Below are 16,041 nucleotides of genomic sequence, written 5' to 3'. Positions count from 1 at the left end.
CATGAAAATCGTCCTGCTGATCCTCTCTATTGTTCTCACTCTAGCCTGCTTCCTCCTCTACAGGAAACTAAGTCAGGCGAAGCTACAATGCGCCAAAATCAAGAGAGAGAGCGAAGACCGAGTCAAGCAGACGCATCAGGAACTCGAGGGGGAACGCTCGGAACAAAGACTGCTCTTGGATGCTATAGGAGATGCTTTCCTGATCGTAAACGGATCCCTACGAGTCAAATTAAACAACTCCAGAGCTCAGCAGCTTAGCCGCTACGACTCACTGATTGACCGCACTCTGCAGGAAATCTTCATGAGCGAAAAGCTCTCGGCCACAGTCGCCAAGCAGATCGCCAAGAATGAGCCTTCACAGAAACGTATCATTATCAGCTCTGGAGCTCACGGCATCGGCGCCACCAGCACTGAGGGAGACACCGCCTGGATCCTTCAGGTAACCCCTCTCCCCAACCATAAAGAGGATCCACTCTACTGCCTCATTCTCCGCGATATCACTGCTGAGTATCGGGCGGACCAAGTGCGCACCGATTTCGTGGCCAACGCATCCCACGAGTTGCGCACCCCACTGGCGATCATCAATGGCTACCTAGAAAACCTTATTGATGATGACGTCGTTGAATCACCAGACATGGCTCGCCGCTTCCTGACCACCATGCGCAAACACGGCGACCGTTTGTCGCGCCTGGTCGATGACATGCTCGTCGTCTCCAGACTTGAGTCTGGAGAAGCTGCTTCCATCAACCCAGATCCCTTTGATCTCGCAGAATGCGTCTCAGATGTCGTCGAACGTCTTGACCATCTTATCCAAAACCAAGGCGCTCAGATCATCACCAAGCTCCCCAAGGATCCTCTGATCGTCACGGCTGACAAATTCTATTACACCCAGGTGCTCTTCAACCTCGTTGAAAACGCTCTTAAGCAGAACCCGGGCAACAATATCACCGTCACGGTGACTGCGGAGAGAATCGGCTCTGATCGATTCAAACTGGCCGTCTGTGACGATGGGATCGGAATCCCCTCTGCCCACCTGCCATTCATCTTCAAGCGCTTCTACCGTGTCGACAAGCACCATACCCAGTCAGACATTAAAGGCACAGGTCTGGGACTCTCTATCGTAAAACGAGCTATTGAGGCACATGGCGGCACTATCGAAGCCACCTCCAAACCAGGTCTGCAGACCTGCTTCATTATCCAATCCCCGATCGACTCCTCTCAAGTTTCTCCAGAAGTAAAACCTGAGATATAAGAGACTTAGAGAGAATCTATGTCACCGCGCTATTTCGTAAGTGACTTTAGCCCCCACTTCACCCAATTCTGGCAACAATGAGTTGGGCACCACGTCAGTCTCCCCCCTCATCTTCCCCCCCGGATGAAAGGCAATTACCAAGCACTATTGGTTTGGTGAAAAAGTGGCTGCTTGCCCTGATCGTACTGATCGTTTTACCTGTCTGGGGTTTTGAGACCTTTATCGCATGGTATTACCAGCGATCCCCAGATCAACAGACTGCGGTTTATATCCAAAGCTTCAGCCATAGTGAAATTCAGCTCGCAGAAGCCGCATCCCGGATGGAACTCGGTGACACGACTCGCTGGATCCTCTCTATTTCCAGCCAAGAGCAAGCCGTAGGCAGGGCCATCGTTCTACTGGAGCAATACAACGAAGAGTACCCCAAAGAAGCTGCCTACGAAGGTGCCGACCTTTATCTGGCATCTCTCTATCTGCGAGCAGGACAGCAGGAGAAGGCCATCGAGATCGCCAGGAAGAGTAAAAGCCCATACGCTGACATCATCTTTTCACTCGCCAGGAACCATCCACTTAACCAAAGCCAACTCGCAGCCATCGAGGAACATCAGGACCGCTACCCTCACTATAGTGAAGCAGGATTCTGGTACACGCTGCACCTGGATTTACCGGGCAACAGTCCTATCGATGATTCACTCAATGACATCCTCGATACCGATAACGCCGACAGGAAGCTGCTCTTCCGTGCGATAAGTATCGGCTTTTGCTACACCTGCCTGGCCATTGGACTCATCTATGTGCTTTTCAATATTCGCACCCTTGACCGTCTCCAGCCCTCAGCAATCGAACCAGGGATCATCGCTGGCCTCTTCATGTTCCTCCTGCTGGAGTACGCATCCACGTACACCTACCTGTATCTTCATAAAATCTGCCTCTATATCCTCCAGCTCTCAGACCAAGCAAGCTTCGTCATCGCTGACGCCCTCTACAGAATAGTTCCGGTGACAGCTGCCTTGATCTACCTGCACTTCTGTAAGAGGAAAGACAGCTGCTCGCCTCTACGCTCCTTTAAGCTCACTATCCCAGCGGTCTCCCTCTGCCTGGGAATCGGAATCTTCTCGTATTTCTTCCTCCACAGATATCTCGCCCCCCACAGGATAGGAGACTACATTACAGGCTTGGAAGGGATAGGCTCAGCCTCGTCCAAACCACTGATTTTCATCTATTCGATCATCGCCTCTGTCATCATCGCCCCATTTACTGAGGAACTACTCTTCAGAGGTATCCTACTAACCGCATTGAGACGGAAACTGGGCACCTTCATCGCACTCTTCTTCACCTCACTTCTCTTCTCGCTTGTGCACGTGCAGGGCTTCACGGACTCCATCCACGTATTTATCATGGGCATGCTTCTGGGCCTCGCCTACCTCAAATCCAGGACTCTCTGGCCGAGTATTATTGCTCATGCAGGATTCAATGCCTGGCTCTATTTCGAGACTTGGAACGTCTACTTGGCGAACTGATAGATCCTGTGCTATAGTGACAGGATGTCAGATCACATTTACAAAAAAATAGAAATCGTCGGTTCGTCTCCAGACTCCATCGAGAAAGCGATCGAGAACGCACTTGCCAAAGCTTCAGAGAGCATCCGCAACATGCGCTGGTTCGAAGTCACCGAGACACGTGGCCATATTGAAAATCAAAAAGTCGCCCACTATCAAGTGACCTTAAAGATCGGCTTCACGATTGATTAAGTATCACACGGACACTAATGGAGCGTGAGTTCGCTGAAGTAAAGGTCACCCAAATCAGAGGCTCAAGGCTATCTATTTCACCAAGACAATGATTATAGATATTCATTTAGCGCCCCTGCTTCTCTCGCTGACGCTGTAATTCTTCCTGGTATCCCTTTTCAAAGGATTCATCGAATTCTCTTTGAAATTCGTCATTCGTGACATAGAGAACTACGCCTAAAATATGAAGAGTGCACACCAGTCCATACAAAGTCGCTAATATCCATCCTATAACATCCATTTTTTTATGCTCTCCATATCCCGGAGGGCAAGCAAATAGGCGATACCCTACCCAGAGGTTCGCGATTGGGACAAACAAGAGCCAGAAATACCACCCAGACATTCTCAGATTCGTAAATCTCCCAAAAGTTGGGTACAGAAGACCGATCAACAACACTAACAGCACTCCCATGTTTAGTATTATCCTCACAATCGGCGACTCAATATCGCTCGAAAAACCAGCTATTGCCAGAGATAGAGGATAGATCAGTAACAGGGTAAATAACGGATAGATAACATAGCCTAGTCTACCTACACCTGGATATTTCTCGTCAGACCGATGTTTCATGGCAGCCTCTAGCTCCCCTGTATCAGCCCCCTGCGCACGTGGAGTCTGGTAAGGACTAGTCGACTCGGCCACTTTCTCAGGCTTCTTGGGTTGTTTAGCAGGTGGCACTGCTGCTTGCTGAGCTGGCGCTGAGAGTGACGGTGCTACGGCAGGCTTCGCAGCTGGCGCAGCTGTCGGGTCCACTTTAACTTTGGCCAACTCTTGCACACTGCCAGCCAAAGTCCACTCAGGCATCTCAGGGTTCCAAACCATATCCTTCTGCAAATCCAACCTACCTCTGCTGACCAGAGTCTGTAGATTCTCCAGTGTCACTGGGCCTTTACGTTGGTTCTGGGAAGTATAGTGCCATACTGGCTCTGTGGATGCTGCACTCATTGGGTTGGTATTTTAGGTCAATGCTCTGTTGAGGTTTTGAGGAAAGCCCGTTCACCGCTGAGGGGAAAATCGGGAGAAAGTGAGGAGCCTTTGCCCTGAAAACGTGAAACGCTACCCTAGGACCTAGGGTAGCGTTCAAGCTAAAAGACGATTCTTTTGCGATCTTAGTAGCGGTAGTGGTCTGGCTTGTATGGACCTTCCACAGGCACGCTGATGTAATCCGCCTGATCCTGGCGAAGTGTCGTCAGCTTGGCACCGATCTTACCGAGGTGGAGACGAGCTACTTCTTCGTCGAGATGCTTAGGAAGCACTTTCACTTCACCAGCCTTGTACTCATCCTTGTTCAACCAGAGGTCAATCTGAGCGAGTGTCTGGTTTGCAAAGCTGTTGGACATCACGAAGGATGGGTGACCAGTCGCACAACCGAGGTTTACAAGGCGACCTTCCGCCAGCATGTAGAGGCTATTGCCTGCCGGGAAGGTATACTTGTCTACCTGAGGCTTGATGTTAGTCTTCACCACGCCTTCTGCATTGTTGAGCTTGTCGATCTGAATCTCATTATCGAAGTGGCCGATGTTACAAACGATGGCCTGATCCTTCATCTTCTCCATGTGCTCGAGGCGGATGATGTCGTAGTTCCCAGTGGTGGTCACGTAGATGTCACCCCAGCCGAGTGTATCCTCAACAGTGAGAACACGGAAACCTTCCATGGCTGCCTGCAGCGCACAGATCGGGTCGATCTCAGTCACAACGACCTGTGCACCCTGACCACGAAGAGCCTGAGCACAGCCTTTACCCACATCACCGTATCCGCAAACCACGGCCACCTTGCCGGAAATCATCACGTCGGTCGCACGCTTGATACCGTCCACGAGGGACTCACGACATCCATAGAGGTTATCGAACTTGGACTTGGTCACGGAATCGTTCACGTTGATCGCAGGAACAAGAAGCTTACCTTCCTTGGCCATCTGGTAGAGACGGTGTACACCGGTGGTGGTTTCCTCAGAAACACCCTTCCAGTCAGCGATGATCTTAGCAAAGATTCCTGGCTGCTCTGCATGGACTTTCTTGAGAAGATTCTTGATGACCTGCTCTTCCTGGGAACCAGACGGCGTATTGACCCAATCGGAACCATTCTCCAACTCGTATCCTTTGTGGATAAAGAGAGTCGCATCACCACCATCGTCAACGATGAGCTGAGGGCCTTCGCCGTCGCGGTTAACGATCGCATTCCAAGTGCACTCCCAGTATTCCTCGAGAGTCTCACCCTTCCAGGCGAATACAGGCACACCGGAAACCGCGATAGCCGCAGCCGCGTGATCCTGTGTAGAGAAAATATTGCAAGAGCACCAGCGCACGTCGGCACCGAGAGCTGTAAGCGTCTCGATAAGAACAGCGGTCTGGATGGTCATGTGCAGGGAGCCCATGATACGTACGCCTGCGAGCGGCTTGTCTGCTGCGTACTTTTCACGGATGGCCATCAGGCCAGGCATTTCGTGCTCGGCGATCTCGATTTCGCGGCGACCAAAGTCAGCGAGGGAGATATCGGCCACCTTGTAATCGGTTACTTCTAAAGTAGTGGACATAATGTTTAAGTGTTAGGTGTTAAGTTTTACGTGTTAGGAAATTGCAGCTTTAAGATCATCCACCTTGTTCTTCTTCTCCCAAGTCAGAGCGGAGAGATTGTCTTCACGGCCGAAGTGACCGTAGTTGGTGGTGTGACGGTAGATTGGACGCACCAGGTCGAGTTGGGTAATGATATCTGCTGGCTTGAAGGAGAATACTTCCTTCACTGCCGCTTCGATCTTCGCCTCATCGACAGTACCGGTGCCGAAGGTATTCACACTGATACTCACTGGGTGTGGGTAACCGATCGCATACGCCACCTGGATCTCAGCTTTCTCAGCGAGTCCTGCAGCCACAATATTCTTAGCGACCCAGCGGCACATGTATGCCGCAGAGCGGTCCACCTTGGATGGATCCTTACCAGAGAATGCACCACCACCATGACGACCAGTCCCACCGTAGGTATCTACAATGATCTTACGTCCTGTTAGTCCTGCATCACCCTCAGGGCCACCGATCACAAAGAGACCGGTCGGATTGATCAGGAGTTCTGTGTCGTCGGTCAGGAGGTTAGCTGGAATCACACGCTGGATGAGGTCCTTCTTCAGAATCTGGCGAATTTCACCTGTGGTGATATCTGAGGAGTGCATGGTGGAGACCACCACAGCAGTCACGCGACTTGGCTTACCATCAACATACTCCATGGAAACCTGAGTCTTGGAATCAGGACGAAGCCATTTGTGCTGGCCACTCTTGCGGAGCAGTGTCAGTTCACGGCCCAATTTGTGAGAGTAGCTGATAGGTGCAGGCATCAGCTCAGGCGTCTCGTTACATGCGTAACCAAACATAATACCTTGGTCACCGGCGCCTTGTTCTGCGATGAGTTTGTCCTGCGCGGCAGCTGCATCCACACCTTGAGCGATGTCTGGAGACTGCTGGCCGATCAGGTTGACGAAAAAGAAGCTATTCGCGTTGAACTTGCAGTCGTCATGCACATAGCCGATTTCACGAATCGCCTTCTCAACCAGACTACGGCTGTCAAAGTCTGCGTGAGTCGTAATCTCACCAGCCAAGCCAACCACGTTGTCTTTCACAAAAGTTTCACAAGCCACACGGCTATTGATGTCCTGCTCAAGGCAGGCATCCAAAATCACATCGGAAATCGTATCACAGACTTTGTCTGGATGACCCTCAGTAACGGACTCAGAGGAGAAAATGTATGGTCTATTCATAAAATTTTAGAGTTGCATCAACAAATCTTGATGCGTTGATATAAACCAGCTTCAGATGACGTCAATTCTCAATTCGCTAAAAATCCTGTCCGATCCGACCCGCCTTCGCATCCTCATGCTTATTGATGAGGAAGAGCTTAGCGTGGCCGAGCTTCAGAGTATTCTCGGCATGGGCCAAAGCCGCATTTCCACCCAGCTAGGCCAGCTAAAAACCAACCAGCTTGCCACTGATCGCAGGGTCGGCAAGAACAACCTCTACTCTGCAAGCGCCCCTCCAGACCTGATGCAAGTCGCCCGTCAGGCAGCCGAGGAAATCCCGGAAATTTCTGCCGACCGTGCAGCACTCCGCCTCACTCTACGAAAACGCCGTGACCGAGCCCGCGCCTATTTTGACGAGCTGGCGGGCAAGTTTGGCCGTCAGTATGTCCCCGGCCGCTCTTGGAAAGGCCTCTCCGAAGCTCTGCTCAAGATTCTCAACTACGAGACGGTGGCCGATCTCGGTGCGGGTGAAGGTACCCTTTCCCAGCTGCTCGCCCAACGCGCCAAGAAAGTCATCGCGATCGACAACTCCGAAAAGATGGTCGAGTTCGGTAAAGAACTCGCCAAAGAAAACAAACTCCCGAACCTTGAGTACCGCCTGGGAGATATCGAGTCCCCTCCCATCGATGATGCCTCAGTGGATTTGGTAATTTTCAGCCAGGCCCTCCACCATGCACAGAAGCCTGAGCGCGCCCTCGTATCAGCCGCCCGTATCCTGAAACCGGGTGGCACCATCGTGGTCCTGGATCTTCTGCAGCACCAGTTTGAGCAGGCCCGGGAGCTTTACCACGACGTCTGGCTGGGATTCTCCGAAGTCGACCTCGCCACCAAACTAGAACAGGCTGGCTTCTGCGATGTAGATACCGCCATCGTGGATCGAGAAGACGAAGCCCCACACTTCCAGACACTCCTTGGGACTGCACGCCTCCCTGCTTGATCATTCACCACGCAAGATTATCCTGCGCTTAAGCGTATGGATGGTGTGCCGAAAATTTTCATGACCTTGTTTGTCGCCTTGACTTGTCTCAGCTGCACCAAGGCCGATGAAGCGAACCCCAAGCCCAAGCAATCCATCCTTCCCCTTGCATACCATCAAGTCAGCTCCGAAGGCGTGACCCTCCACCTGATCAGCTTCGACAGTCGCCAATATCATCTCGAAGTCGCCGATCAACCAAAGGGCCCGGGTTCACTCTGGCCTGATGCCAAATCCTGCGGCACAGCCAAACAAGCCCTCGCCTCTATCAATGCAGGTTTCTTCACCCCAGAGGGCAAACCCCTAGGACTCGTTATCGAAAACGGCACCAAGCGCGGCTACAACAACCCCTCCTCACTGGGTTCTGCATTTTACTACATCGATACAAATAAAAAAATCACCGCCATAGCCCGGCGCAAACACCTCAGCAATCTCACCAAAAACCTGACACCCAACCATCTCCTCCAGGCCGGCCCTATGCTATCTGATGGCGGCCATACAGTGAAGGGCCTCTCCAAGCAAAACGCACGCAAGCGCTCCTTCATCGCCCACGACGGGGCGGATCACTGGCTCATAGGCTACGCGGACGCCTGCACACTGGAGCAACTCTCCAAAGCCATTGCTGGCAAGAAACTTGCCGGATGTCAGATTTCAAATGCCATGAACCTTGACGGAGGACGCTCCTCGGACTTATGGATCAGCGCAGCAGTCCCTGGGGGAGAAAAGACATTCCGCTCGTTTTTCAATAAACCTGTGCGAAACTTCCTTATACTCAAACCTACCCCCTGACACCCAATTTCCCAAATGGTACGTTATATTCAGATGATCTGGCTGGCATTGCTGCTGCCTCTGGCTGCACAGCACCAGACGATACACGCCCACATGAATCCTGAAGGTCGTGTTGTCACCCTGAACCTCTACCACTTCTCCGAAAATCGTCTGGAAAGTAAAATCAGCAATGGCCACAAGAAGCTAGGAGACATGATGGACAGGGACGGAGAAATGGCAGGCGTTTCTATAGGTCTTGGTAAGAACGGCCACCCCAAAGGAGTTCACCTTGATGTCATCAATGGCAAAATCAGCCTCCATGATCACGCGACTGACTCATCGATCAAAGTCGGCCCCTACCTCCTCCGCAACAGCTCCATGACAGGTAGCCTGGATGAGACTCTTCATGAGCGTAGAACCTTCCTACTCCATGACGGTAAATCACGCTGGATACTGGGCTATGCACCCGTCATGACACGTCAGCAACTCGCCTATGCTTTAGACTGGATACTCAAGCAAAAGAAAGCCAACTTCGTCACCGCCATCGAACTCACCAATGGCCTTCAAAGTGGTTTTTGGGTAAACCGTGGTGACAACTTGCATCTTTACCTCAAAGAGCTCAACGCAGCTCCATGCATTCTCAGCGTGAAGCTTGCACGCCAAAATTAGTGCCAGCCTCTGGGCTACGTCTAGGTTTCTCAGGACTTATTGAAGGACCCATCAGTATACTCCTCCAAAGCTTTTTTTTCCTCCGGAGTCACCAGCTCCTCCTCACCGGGCTTCGGCTCGGATTTACTGAACTCATCGCAAGACACCAGTGCCAGGAGTGAGATAAGAGATAGTAAAGAAAGTCTCATGACTTTGGGAACTGTAACCACGATACCAGCACATGCAACACTGGAGCCCCCTGAGTATTCAGCCTTCCACTTTGCTCTTGCCACCACGTCTATGATACAAATCAAAAATGCCATCCCTTCCTCCACAACACAATAGAGTCCTTCTCGCAGCGGATGCCCTGAAAGAGGAAATTCAGCACGGCAGACTGTCGAAAGTTCTCCCCGGAGAAAGAGAGCTAGCCAAGAGGCTACAAATCAGTCGCAACACTCTGCGTAAAGCTATCGAGCAACTAGAAAAAGAAGCTTGGATTAGCCGCGCAGAACATGGCCGTAGGCGTCAAATCCTCAGCCCACCACCTTTCGGCACTGAACTCAACATCTCTGCAAACAGCATTCAGGGAAGTAACGTTGTCACCATGGCTCCCTTGCCACTGGATCACATGGGTGGCGCTGAGAGACTACTTCAGAGTAGATTGAGCAGCTATTGCTCCAAGATAGGTGTCACCCCTATGCACCGAGCACTGGATATCCGGCACATCGAGCGCCCAGCATTTCGCCTCAGCCAATTTATCCAACAAAACCCAGCCGACCTCTATCTACTTCAGCACTCGAGCCTTCCCATCCAGAAGTGGTTCAAGGAACAACACATTCCCTGTATTGTGCTCGGCAGCACTTGGATAGACATCAATCTCCCCTGTGTAGACATTGATCAAGCTGCCGTGGGCGTGCACGCAGCCTCAGTCATACAAAGACTGGGCCATACACAGATTGGGCTTATCCACCCCGTACCCGAGAAACGGGGCATCCAAATACTCACTGATACTTTGAAGCTCAATCTAGCAGACTCTAATATCCATATGGCTGGTCATCAGGACACACCTGAGTCCATTGCTAGAGCGGTGACACAACTCCTCAATAAAACAAAAGACACCCCAACCATTCTACTCTCTCCCACCCCTTATGCCATAATCACAGCATTCACCACTGCTGTTAACATGGGATACCGAGTACCAGAAAATCTATCACTTCTCTGCCTCTCCTACGACAAGGTGCTCACTTACTTGAATCCTACTGTGGCTGGTTATCATATACCTATTGACGACTACCCAAAAGCCGTCTTCAAAAGTATCGTCGAATACCTAACGCACCCAAATTCTCAATCTGGCTCTCAGCGTCTGATCACGCCTGATTTCGTCAAGGGAGGAAGCATATCACAAACTAGTTAAGAGCAGGATACCAGAGAGACACAACTGGTACCTCGGTATACCACATGGAGCAATTTGCATGGCACCATTGTGCTCATCTAGCTTGCGTTTGTACTCGGGAAGACAACAGCTTCATTTTATCAAGCAAAGTGATTCGTGAGTTTTCCCTACTTAACCAAACGCAAAAATATGAAACTCACCTTAACCCTCGCAGCACTCGCTGCATCATGTCTGACATCCCATGCTGCTATCATAGCCACTACCAGCTTTGAAACTGGCGAAGGATTTCCCACCGCCGTCACTGGCGGCTTTGACGTAACCACCTCAGACGGCGCCCGCTGGATCGCTGGTGATGCTGGTAACTATGCTGGAGCCTGGGGCGGACAAGCCCTCACAGGCACCCAATCCGCTGTCATCGGAAACGTGTCTACTGTCGACCAATACATCGCCGTGGATCCCAGTGGCTCTGCAGGCATTGGCACCATCGATTTCAATTGGGAACGATTCACCACTAGTTCAGGTAATCTCCTGGTCCAGTGGACTACAGACGCCCTGAATGGCTCTGAAGCTTGGAATACTGTCAGCACAATTGATATCACTGGTGGCCCTCAGGGTGGATGGACTAGTGAATCTATCGCCATCAATCAAACTGGTGATGTTAAAGTACGCTTATTCTTGGAATCAGCCACATCGGGTGGAGCTAGCTTTGATGACGTAACTGTATCCGACTTCACCGCCGTTCCAGAGCCAAGCTCCACCGCGCTCATCGGTCTCGGAGCCATCACTTTCATACTCAGACGCCGCAGATAGGCTATGGACTGACAAATTTTCATCACAAGTCGAAGAACGGTCACTCTTTGCGGAGTGGCCGTTTTTTGCGTTTCCTAGGCTTCATAGCCTCATCAACACTCCATCCACAGAGAGTTACCATCTATGCACTGGTTCGTGAAATAATAGACGATAGCCTTCCACGCCTTCTCAAAACCCACACAATGATTGACGGGATAATAAGACTCATCGCCTATAAATAGGGTTATAAAGTCATCTCCTTTGTCAGTACTTGAGACCAACTGATGAAAACTCAAATTATTCATTGTGTAGTAAACTATATAAAGGTCTGGCCCTCCCCCTATGCACATATGCCCATAACACTCTGCTCCCAGTATTCTCAATGTCATGATACTATGTCTCTGCCCATCCAATTTTTTGATACATTCTTTCAACTCCCCAAGAGAGACATTTGTCCGCGTAACTAAATCACCACTCTGTAGATCATCCATCTCTATGCTTACACCACTCATAGAAATGTTTTTAAATTACTCCTTTGAAATATAACAACCAACATTTTCAGCCAAAGCTACACACAAAAAAGCCAGTACCTTCCGGCACTGGCTTTTTGCTAGATTAGTCTATCCTTTCGCAATTAGCGAGGAAGTGGGAAGGCGCGGTTGAACTCGAAGACGCGTTCGCGGATTTCGTGAAGCTTGGCTTCGTCATCGTGAGACTGAAGAGCCTCGTGGATGAGGTCAGCCACTTTTTCGACCGCAGCCTCGTCCATGCCACGTGTGGTGACGGCTGGAGTACCGATACGGATGCCGCTTGGCTTGAATGGGCCTGCGGTGTCGAATGGGATGGAGTTCTTGTTCACGGTAATGCCAGCCTCGTCCAGAGCGTGCTGGGCGATGCCCCCGTCGATACCCGCAGGGCGGAGATCAACGAGCATGAGGTGGTTATCTGTACCACCGGAAACGATGCGGTAACCGTGGGACGCAAGGCGTGCAGCCATGGCTTTGGCGTTCTTCACGACCTGCTCACTGTAGGTCTTGAAGTCATCCTTGAGAGCCTCACCGAAGCACACTGCCTTGGCAGCGATCACGTGCATGAGAGGACCACCCTGGATACCCGGGAAAACGGTCGCGTCGATCTTCTTGGCGTATTCTTCCTTACACAGGATGATGCCACCACGTGGACCGCGGAGGGACTTGTGAGTGGTGGAAGTGACGAAATCTGCGTGTGGTACTGGGTTCGGGTGAACGCCTGCGGCTACGAGACCAGCGATGTGCGCCATGTCTACAAAGAGATATGCACCTACTTTCTTGGCGATCTGACCCATGCGCTCAAAGTCGATGACACGTGGGTAAGCACTCGCACCAGTCGTGATGAGTTTTGGCTGAAGTTCAACAGCGACTTTTTCGAGAGCATCGTAGTCGATTGTCTCGTCTTCTTCAGTCACACCATAGTGAGTCACTTCGTAGAACTTTCCGGAGAAGTTGGCTCTATGACCGTGGGTCAAGTGACCACCGTGAGCGAGATCCATAGTGAGAATCTTGTCGCCTGGCTTCAGAACGGAGAAATAAACAGCAGTATTTGCCTGAGAACCACTGTGTGGTTGAACGTTGGCGTGGTCTGCACCGAAAAGCTCCTTCAAGCGATCGATAGCGATCTGCTCAACAACGTCCACGTTCTCACAACCACCGTACCAGCGGCGGCCTGGGTAACCTTCAGCATACTTGTTGGTGAGGAGACTTCCCTGCGCTTCCATGACGGCGCGGCTGGTGAAGTTCTCGGAAGCAATGAGCTCAATGTTCTGACGCTGACGGCGTCCTTCTGCATCGATTGCAGCTAACACTGCTGGATCACTCACAGCAATCGCACTACCGGAAGCCTTGTGTACACGTGGCACGTGGCGACCTTCAGCAAATTCGGTGGAAAGGAAAGCATCTACCATAGCGAGAGCGACGGACTCTTCCACCGCCTTCTGGCCGAGGCAGAGGATGTTCGCGTTGTTGTGCTCACGGGTAATGACTGTCTCTTCGACGTTACGGACGTTAGCGGCACGGACACCCTGGAAACGGTTTGCAGCCATGCAAACACCGACACCAGAAGTGCAAACGAGGAAGCCATACTCATACGTACCAGCACCTACCTCGATAGCCACTTCATTGGCAAAATCTGCGTAATCTACTGACTCCTTGGAATCAGTGCCATAGTCGGTCACATCATGACCGGCAGCCTTAAGGTGGCTGACGATGGCATTTTTCAGTTCTACTCCGCCGTGGTCGGCGCCAAGGGCAATGCGGTATTTGGAAGTACTCATCAGTCTGTTGCTTTGTCTGCAAGGCACTTATTCCGTGACGAGCCTAAAAACGCAACCGTCAAATGACTACAGACGTAAAAAGACGCCCTCGCCGAAGCGGGGGCGTCTATCCTTACACACCTACTGATTGTAGTTAAAAATTCTTGGGCACCTCATCTGGAGCAGGTCCACGCGGGCCTCTTCTCTCAGCAGGAGGACCATCACCTCTTGGACCACGGCCAGGCTTATCCCCCTTTTGACCGCGAGGGCCCCCCTCTCCACGATGACCATGCTTATGGTCATGATGCTTTCTCATCATGTGATGCATGATACGGAACGGGCGGTTCTCCAGCATATCATCAAAGGCAGCCTGACGTTCTTCTTTGTTCAGCTCGCCATCACCATCCTTATCAAACTTCTCGAGCATCTTTTCCTTCTCCTTATCACGGGCGGTCTGACGCTCATCCTCTGAAAGCTTGCCGTCTCCATCTGCATCATAGAGCTTCACCATCTCAGCTTTGAAGGCTTCATAAGCTTCGGTCATGGCTGCACGGGCTGACTTCCTCTCCTGCTCTGAGAGCTTGCCATCTCCGTCTGTATCGTATTTCTGAACAAACTTAGCATGTACGGCAGCTTCGCGCTTGTTGCGGTCTTCACGGCGCTTGGCCCAGGCCTCACGAGCAGCTTTTTTCTCTTCATCGGAGAGCTCCCCATCGCCATCTTTATCAAACTCTTTCAAGAGCTTTTCGCGCATTGCTTTATGGCGGTCACTATCGCCATCACGGCTCCAGCCACGCTTGCGCTCTGGACGATCGCCTGACCTCTCTTGCCTAGCCTTGCGGAGCTCAGCCTTCTCTTCCTCAGAGAGTTTCCCGTCACTGTCCTTATCGAAGCGCTTGAGCATGGCTTCACGTCGGTTCTCAGGCTTGTCTTTGGCATCCTCCGCAAAAAGATTTCCCGCACCGACAACACTTGCAACCGTCACACCTGCGGCGAGCCATTGTCTTACGTTTTTCATCTTCATAACTTTATATCTTTGAGAGTTCATGAGGCTCATCACTCGCCTCTTCATTAGCTGAAACCCTCCTCTACATACAAAGTTGCAAAAATACAGAAACAAGGTGCAATTTTTACAAAATACCCGCTGATCAGTCCGCCCAGCAGCGCTCATCCATCATCCACACCTCCTTGGCATGCTTCACTTCCGTTAACTCCAGAGAGTAGATTTTGGACATCTTGGAGACGAGAGTCTTGCTAGCTCCAGCCGAGGACTGTAGCGGTTTGATCTCTCTGCGGAGCACATCCGCTTCATTCTGAGCCACCTTCATCCCGCGCCAACTACGAATCAACGTACGCACGGAATTACGCACACTCTGCGTGTCTAGCTCGGCATCCAGCTTGGTATCGCCATCATTCACCATCATGGACAGCTTGTCCTTCAGTACGTCCGTGCCTGGTATAGCCGGCTTACTCTTCTCATGCTCCTTTTTGAGAGCTCCCGCCAGAGACTCCACACGGCTGAGCATCCCCCAGCGCTGCCATTGGGCAAAATCTGGTTCAGCAATGTTCCTGTAATCAGGCATATCATTGTCACCTTGGACAAATTGCACATCAAAGTACTCGGCATTGAAATAATCCCTCACCTCTCCGAGCCAGGCCTTACGGTCGGCTTTGAGCTTGGCCTCAAATTTAGCCAATTCTTTCTTAGCCTCAGCATCCAGCTCTTTTTTGGATTTGGCATCCTCCACCCAGCTCATATGCTTCTCAATTACAGCACTTCTGCGGAATAGGAGCTGAAGATCCACAATCTGTTCACGCATCTTCTTTTCCGCAATCACCTCCTTCTCTTTCAGCTCCCACTCTTCCTGAGCCATTTTGTGACTCACATCCTTCAAGGAACTGATAGAACTGAGCTGCTTAGGCAACCCAACGGATGGCTCTTTAAAAGTCTGAGCCAGATCTTTGGGATTTACGATACCCTTGACGGTATCTTCAATCGATCCCCCCATATGCGTACTGAAGTTCTTCACTAGGGAAGTGGAAGTCGTCGCCCGGTTATAACTGAGAGCTGCAGAGCGATAATGAGGGTTTCTCTCCTTCATCAGTTCGCGGGCTTGCCCCCAGCTGAGCTTAACTGGCTTGAAAGGCGACTGAGCCATCACCTCTCTTGAGTACACCCGGCCTTCATGCTCCGAGTGCTTACCCATGCTCCGATCCACCTCTTGAGTCGCACAGCTCACACACAATGAGGCCGTTAGTAGACTAGTGAAAATCCATGGTTGCCATTCCATGATAGCTTTTTACGTGAGGGCCTTTCATGATCTTTCTCCGGATTTATTCATAATTTCCCACAAACGC

15 protein-coding genes are annotated in these 16,041 nt (G+C 51.2%); 8 read left to right on the top strand and 7 right to left on the bottom strand.

Annotated elements, in window-relative coordinates; all coding sequences use genetic code 11:
• The first annotated feature begins 1 nt into the window (after position 1).
• From BUB27_RS11435 to BUB27_RS11425, 3 genes are all read left to right on the top strand, one after another.
• Complete coding sequence (locus tag BUB27_RS11435) at positions 2–1,252, top strand: sensor histidine kinase (RefSeq protein ID WP_143183983.1); 1,251 nt, start codon at positions 2–4, stop codon at positions 1,250–1,252.
• A gap of 77 nt (positions 1,253–1,329) precedes the next feature.
• The gene (locus tag BUB27_RS11430) at positions 1,330–2,772 is read left to right on the top strand and encodes a type II CAAX endopeptidase family protein (protein ID WP_143183982.1); all 1,443 of its coding nucleotides are present in this window, start codon (positions 1,330–1,332) and stop codon (positions 2,770–2,772) included.
• A gap of 24 nt (positions 2,773–2,796) precedes the next feature.
• Positions 2,797–3,003 carry a dodecin gene (locus tag BUB27_RS11425; protein WP_143183981.1) on the top strand — a complete coding sequence of 69 codons (207 nt, stop codon included), beginning with the start codon at positions 2,797–2,799 and terminating at the stop codon, positions 3,001–3,003.
• Positions 3,004–3,109: 106 nt separating this feature from the next.
• On the opposite strand, the gene BUB27_RS11420 is transcribed toward BUB27_RS11425, so the two are convergent.
• From BUB27_RS11420 to metK, 3 genes are all read right to left on the bottom strand, one after another.
• Positions 3,110–3,985 carry a DUF4339 domain-containing protein gene (locus tag BUB27_RS11420; protein ID WP_143183980.1) on the bottom strand — a complete coding sequence of 292 codons (876 nt, stop codon included), beginning with the start codon at positions 3,983–3,985 and terminating at the stop codon, positions 3,110–3,112.
• Positions 3,986–4,149: 164 nt separating this feature from the next.
• The gene (gene ahcY / locus BUB27_RS11415; protein ID WP_143183979.1) at positions 4,150–5,574 is read right to left on the bottom strand and encodes an adenosylhomocysteinase; all 1,425 of its coding nucleotides are present in this window, start codon (positions 5,572–5,574) and stop codon (positions 4,150–4,152) included.
• A gap of 33 nt (positions 5,575–5,607) precedes the next feature.
• Positions 5,608–6,786 (bottom strand): methionine adenosyltransferase, encoded by a 1,179-nt coding sequence (metK, locus tag BUB27_RS11410; protein ID WP_143183978.1) that lies wholly within the window; start codon positions 6,784–6,786, stop codon positions 5,608–5,610.
• Between the two features lie 55 nt (positions 6,787–6,841).
• On the opposite strand from metK, the gene BUB27_RS11405 reads away from it, so the two are divergent.
• From BUB27_RS11405 to BUB27_RS11395, 3 genes are read left to right on the top strand one after another with little or no spacing between them, the layout of a single operon-like run.
• Positions 6,842–7,762, top strand: a complete 921-nt coding sequence (locus tag BUB27_RS11405) for an ArsR/SmtB family transcription factor (RefSeq protein ID WP_143183977.1) — start codon at positions 6,842–6,844, stop codon at positions 7,760–7,762.
• Positions 7,763–7,807: 45 nt separating this feature from the next.
• Positions 7,808–8,587: a phosphodiester glycosidase family protein gene (locus tag BUB27_RS11400; RefSeq protein WP_159434926.1), complete on the top strand. Its 780-nt coding sequence runs from the start codon at positions 7,808–7,810 to the stop codon at positions 8,585–8,587.
• 15 nt (positions 8,588–8,602) lie between these two features.
• Positions 8,603–9,235, top strand: a complete 633-nt coding sequence (locus BUB27_RS11395; protein WP_143183975.1) for a hypothetical protein — start codon at positions 8,603–8,605, stop codon at positions 9,233–9,235.
• A gap of 29 nt (positions 9,236–9,264) precedes the next feature.
• On the opposite strand, the gene BUB27_RS18920 is transcribed toward BUB27_RS11395, so the two are convergent.
• The gene (locus BUB27_RS18920; protein WP_159434925.1) at positions 9,265–9,423 is read right to left on the bottom strand and encodes a hypothetical protein; all 159 of its coding nucleotides are present in this window, start codon (positions 9,421–9,423) and stop codon (positions 9,265–9,267) included.
• 107 nt (positions 9,424–9,530) lie between these two features.
• Between BUB27_RS18920 and BUB27_RS11390 the strand changes: the two genes are divergently transcribed.
• A complete protein-coding gene (locus BUB27_RS11390) occupies positions 9,531–10,628 on the top strand; it encodes a GntR family transcriptional regulator (RefSeq protein ID WP_143183974.1) in 1,098 nt (365 codons plus the stop codon).
• 168 nt (positions 10,629–10,796) lie between these two features.
• Entirely contained in the window at positions 10,797–11,417 is a 621-nt protein-coding gene (locus tag BUB27_RS11385) for a PEP-CTERM sorting domain-containing protein (RefSeq protein ID WP_143183973.1), read from the top strand.
• A 613-nt stretch (positions 11,418–12,030) separates the two neighbouring features.
• On the opposite strand, the gene rpiB is transcribed toward BUB27_RS11385, so the two are convergent.
• From rpiB to BUB27_RS11370, 3 genes are all read right to left on the bottom strand, one after another.
• A complete protein-coding gene (gene rpiB, locus BUB27_RS11380; RefSeq protein WP_143183972.1) occupies positions 12,031–13,704 on the bottom strand; it encodes a ribose 5-phosphate isomerase B in 1,674 nt (557 codons plus the stop codon).
• A 133-nt stretch (positions 13,705–13,837) separates the two neighbouring features.
• On the bottom strand, positions 13,838–14,701 hold the full coding sequence (locus BUB27_RS11375) for an EF-hand domain-containing protein (RefSeq protein WP_159434924.1): 864 nt from the start codon (positions 14,699–14,701) through the stop codon (positions 13,838–13,840).
• Positions 14,702–14,831: 130 nt separating this feature from the next.
• The gene (locus tag BUB27_RS11370) at positions 14,832–15,890 is read right to left on the bottom strand and encodes a hypothetical protein (protein WP_143183970.1); all 1,059 of its coding nucleotides are present in this window, start codon (positions 15,888–15,890) and stop codon (positions 14,832–14,834) included.
• Positions 15,891–16,041: the final 151 nt, after the last annotated feature.

Source organism: Rubritalea squalenifaciens DSM 18772 (assembly GCF_900141815.1).
Lineage (GTDB): Bacteria > Verrucomicrobiota > Verrucomicrobiia > Verrucomicrobiales > Akkermansiaceae > Rubritalea > Rubritalea squalenifaciens.
This window is presented reverse-complemented; position numbering and strand designations above follow the sequence as displayed.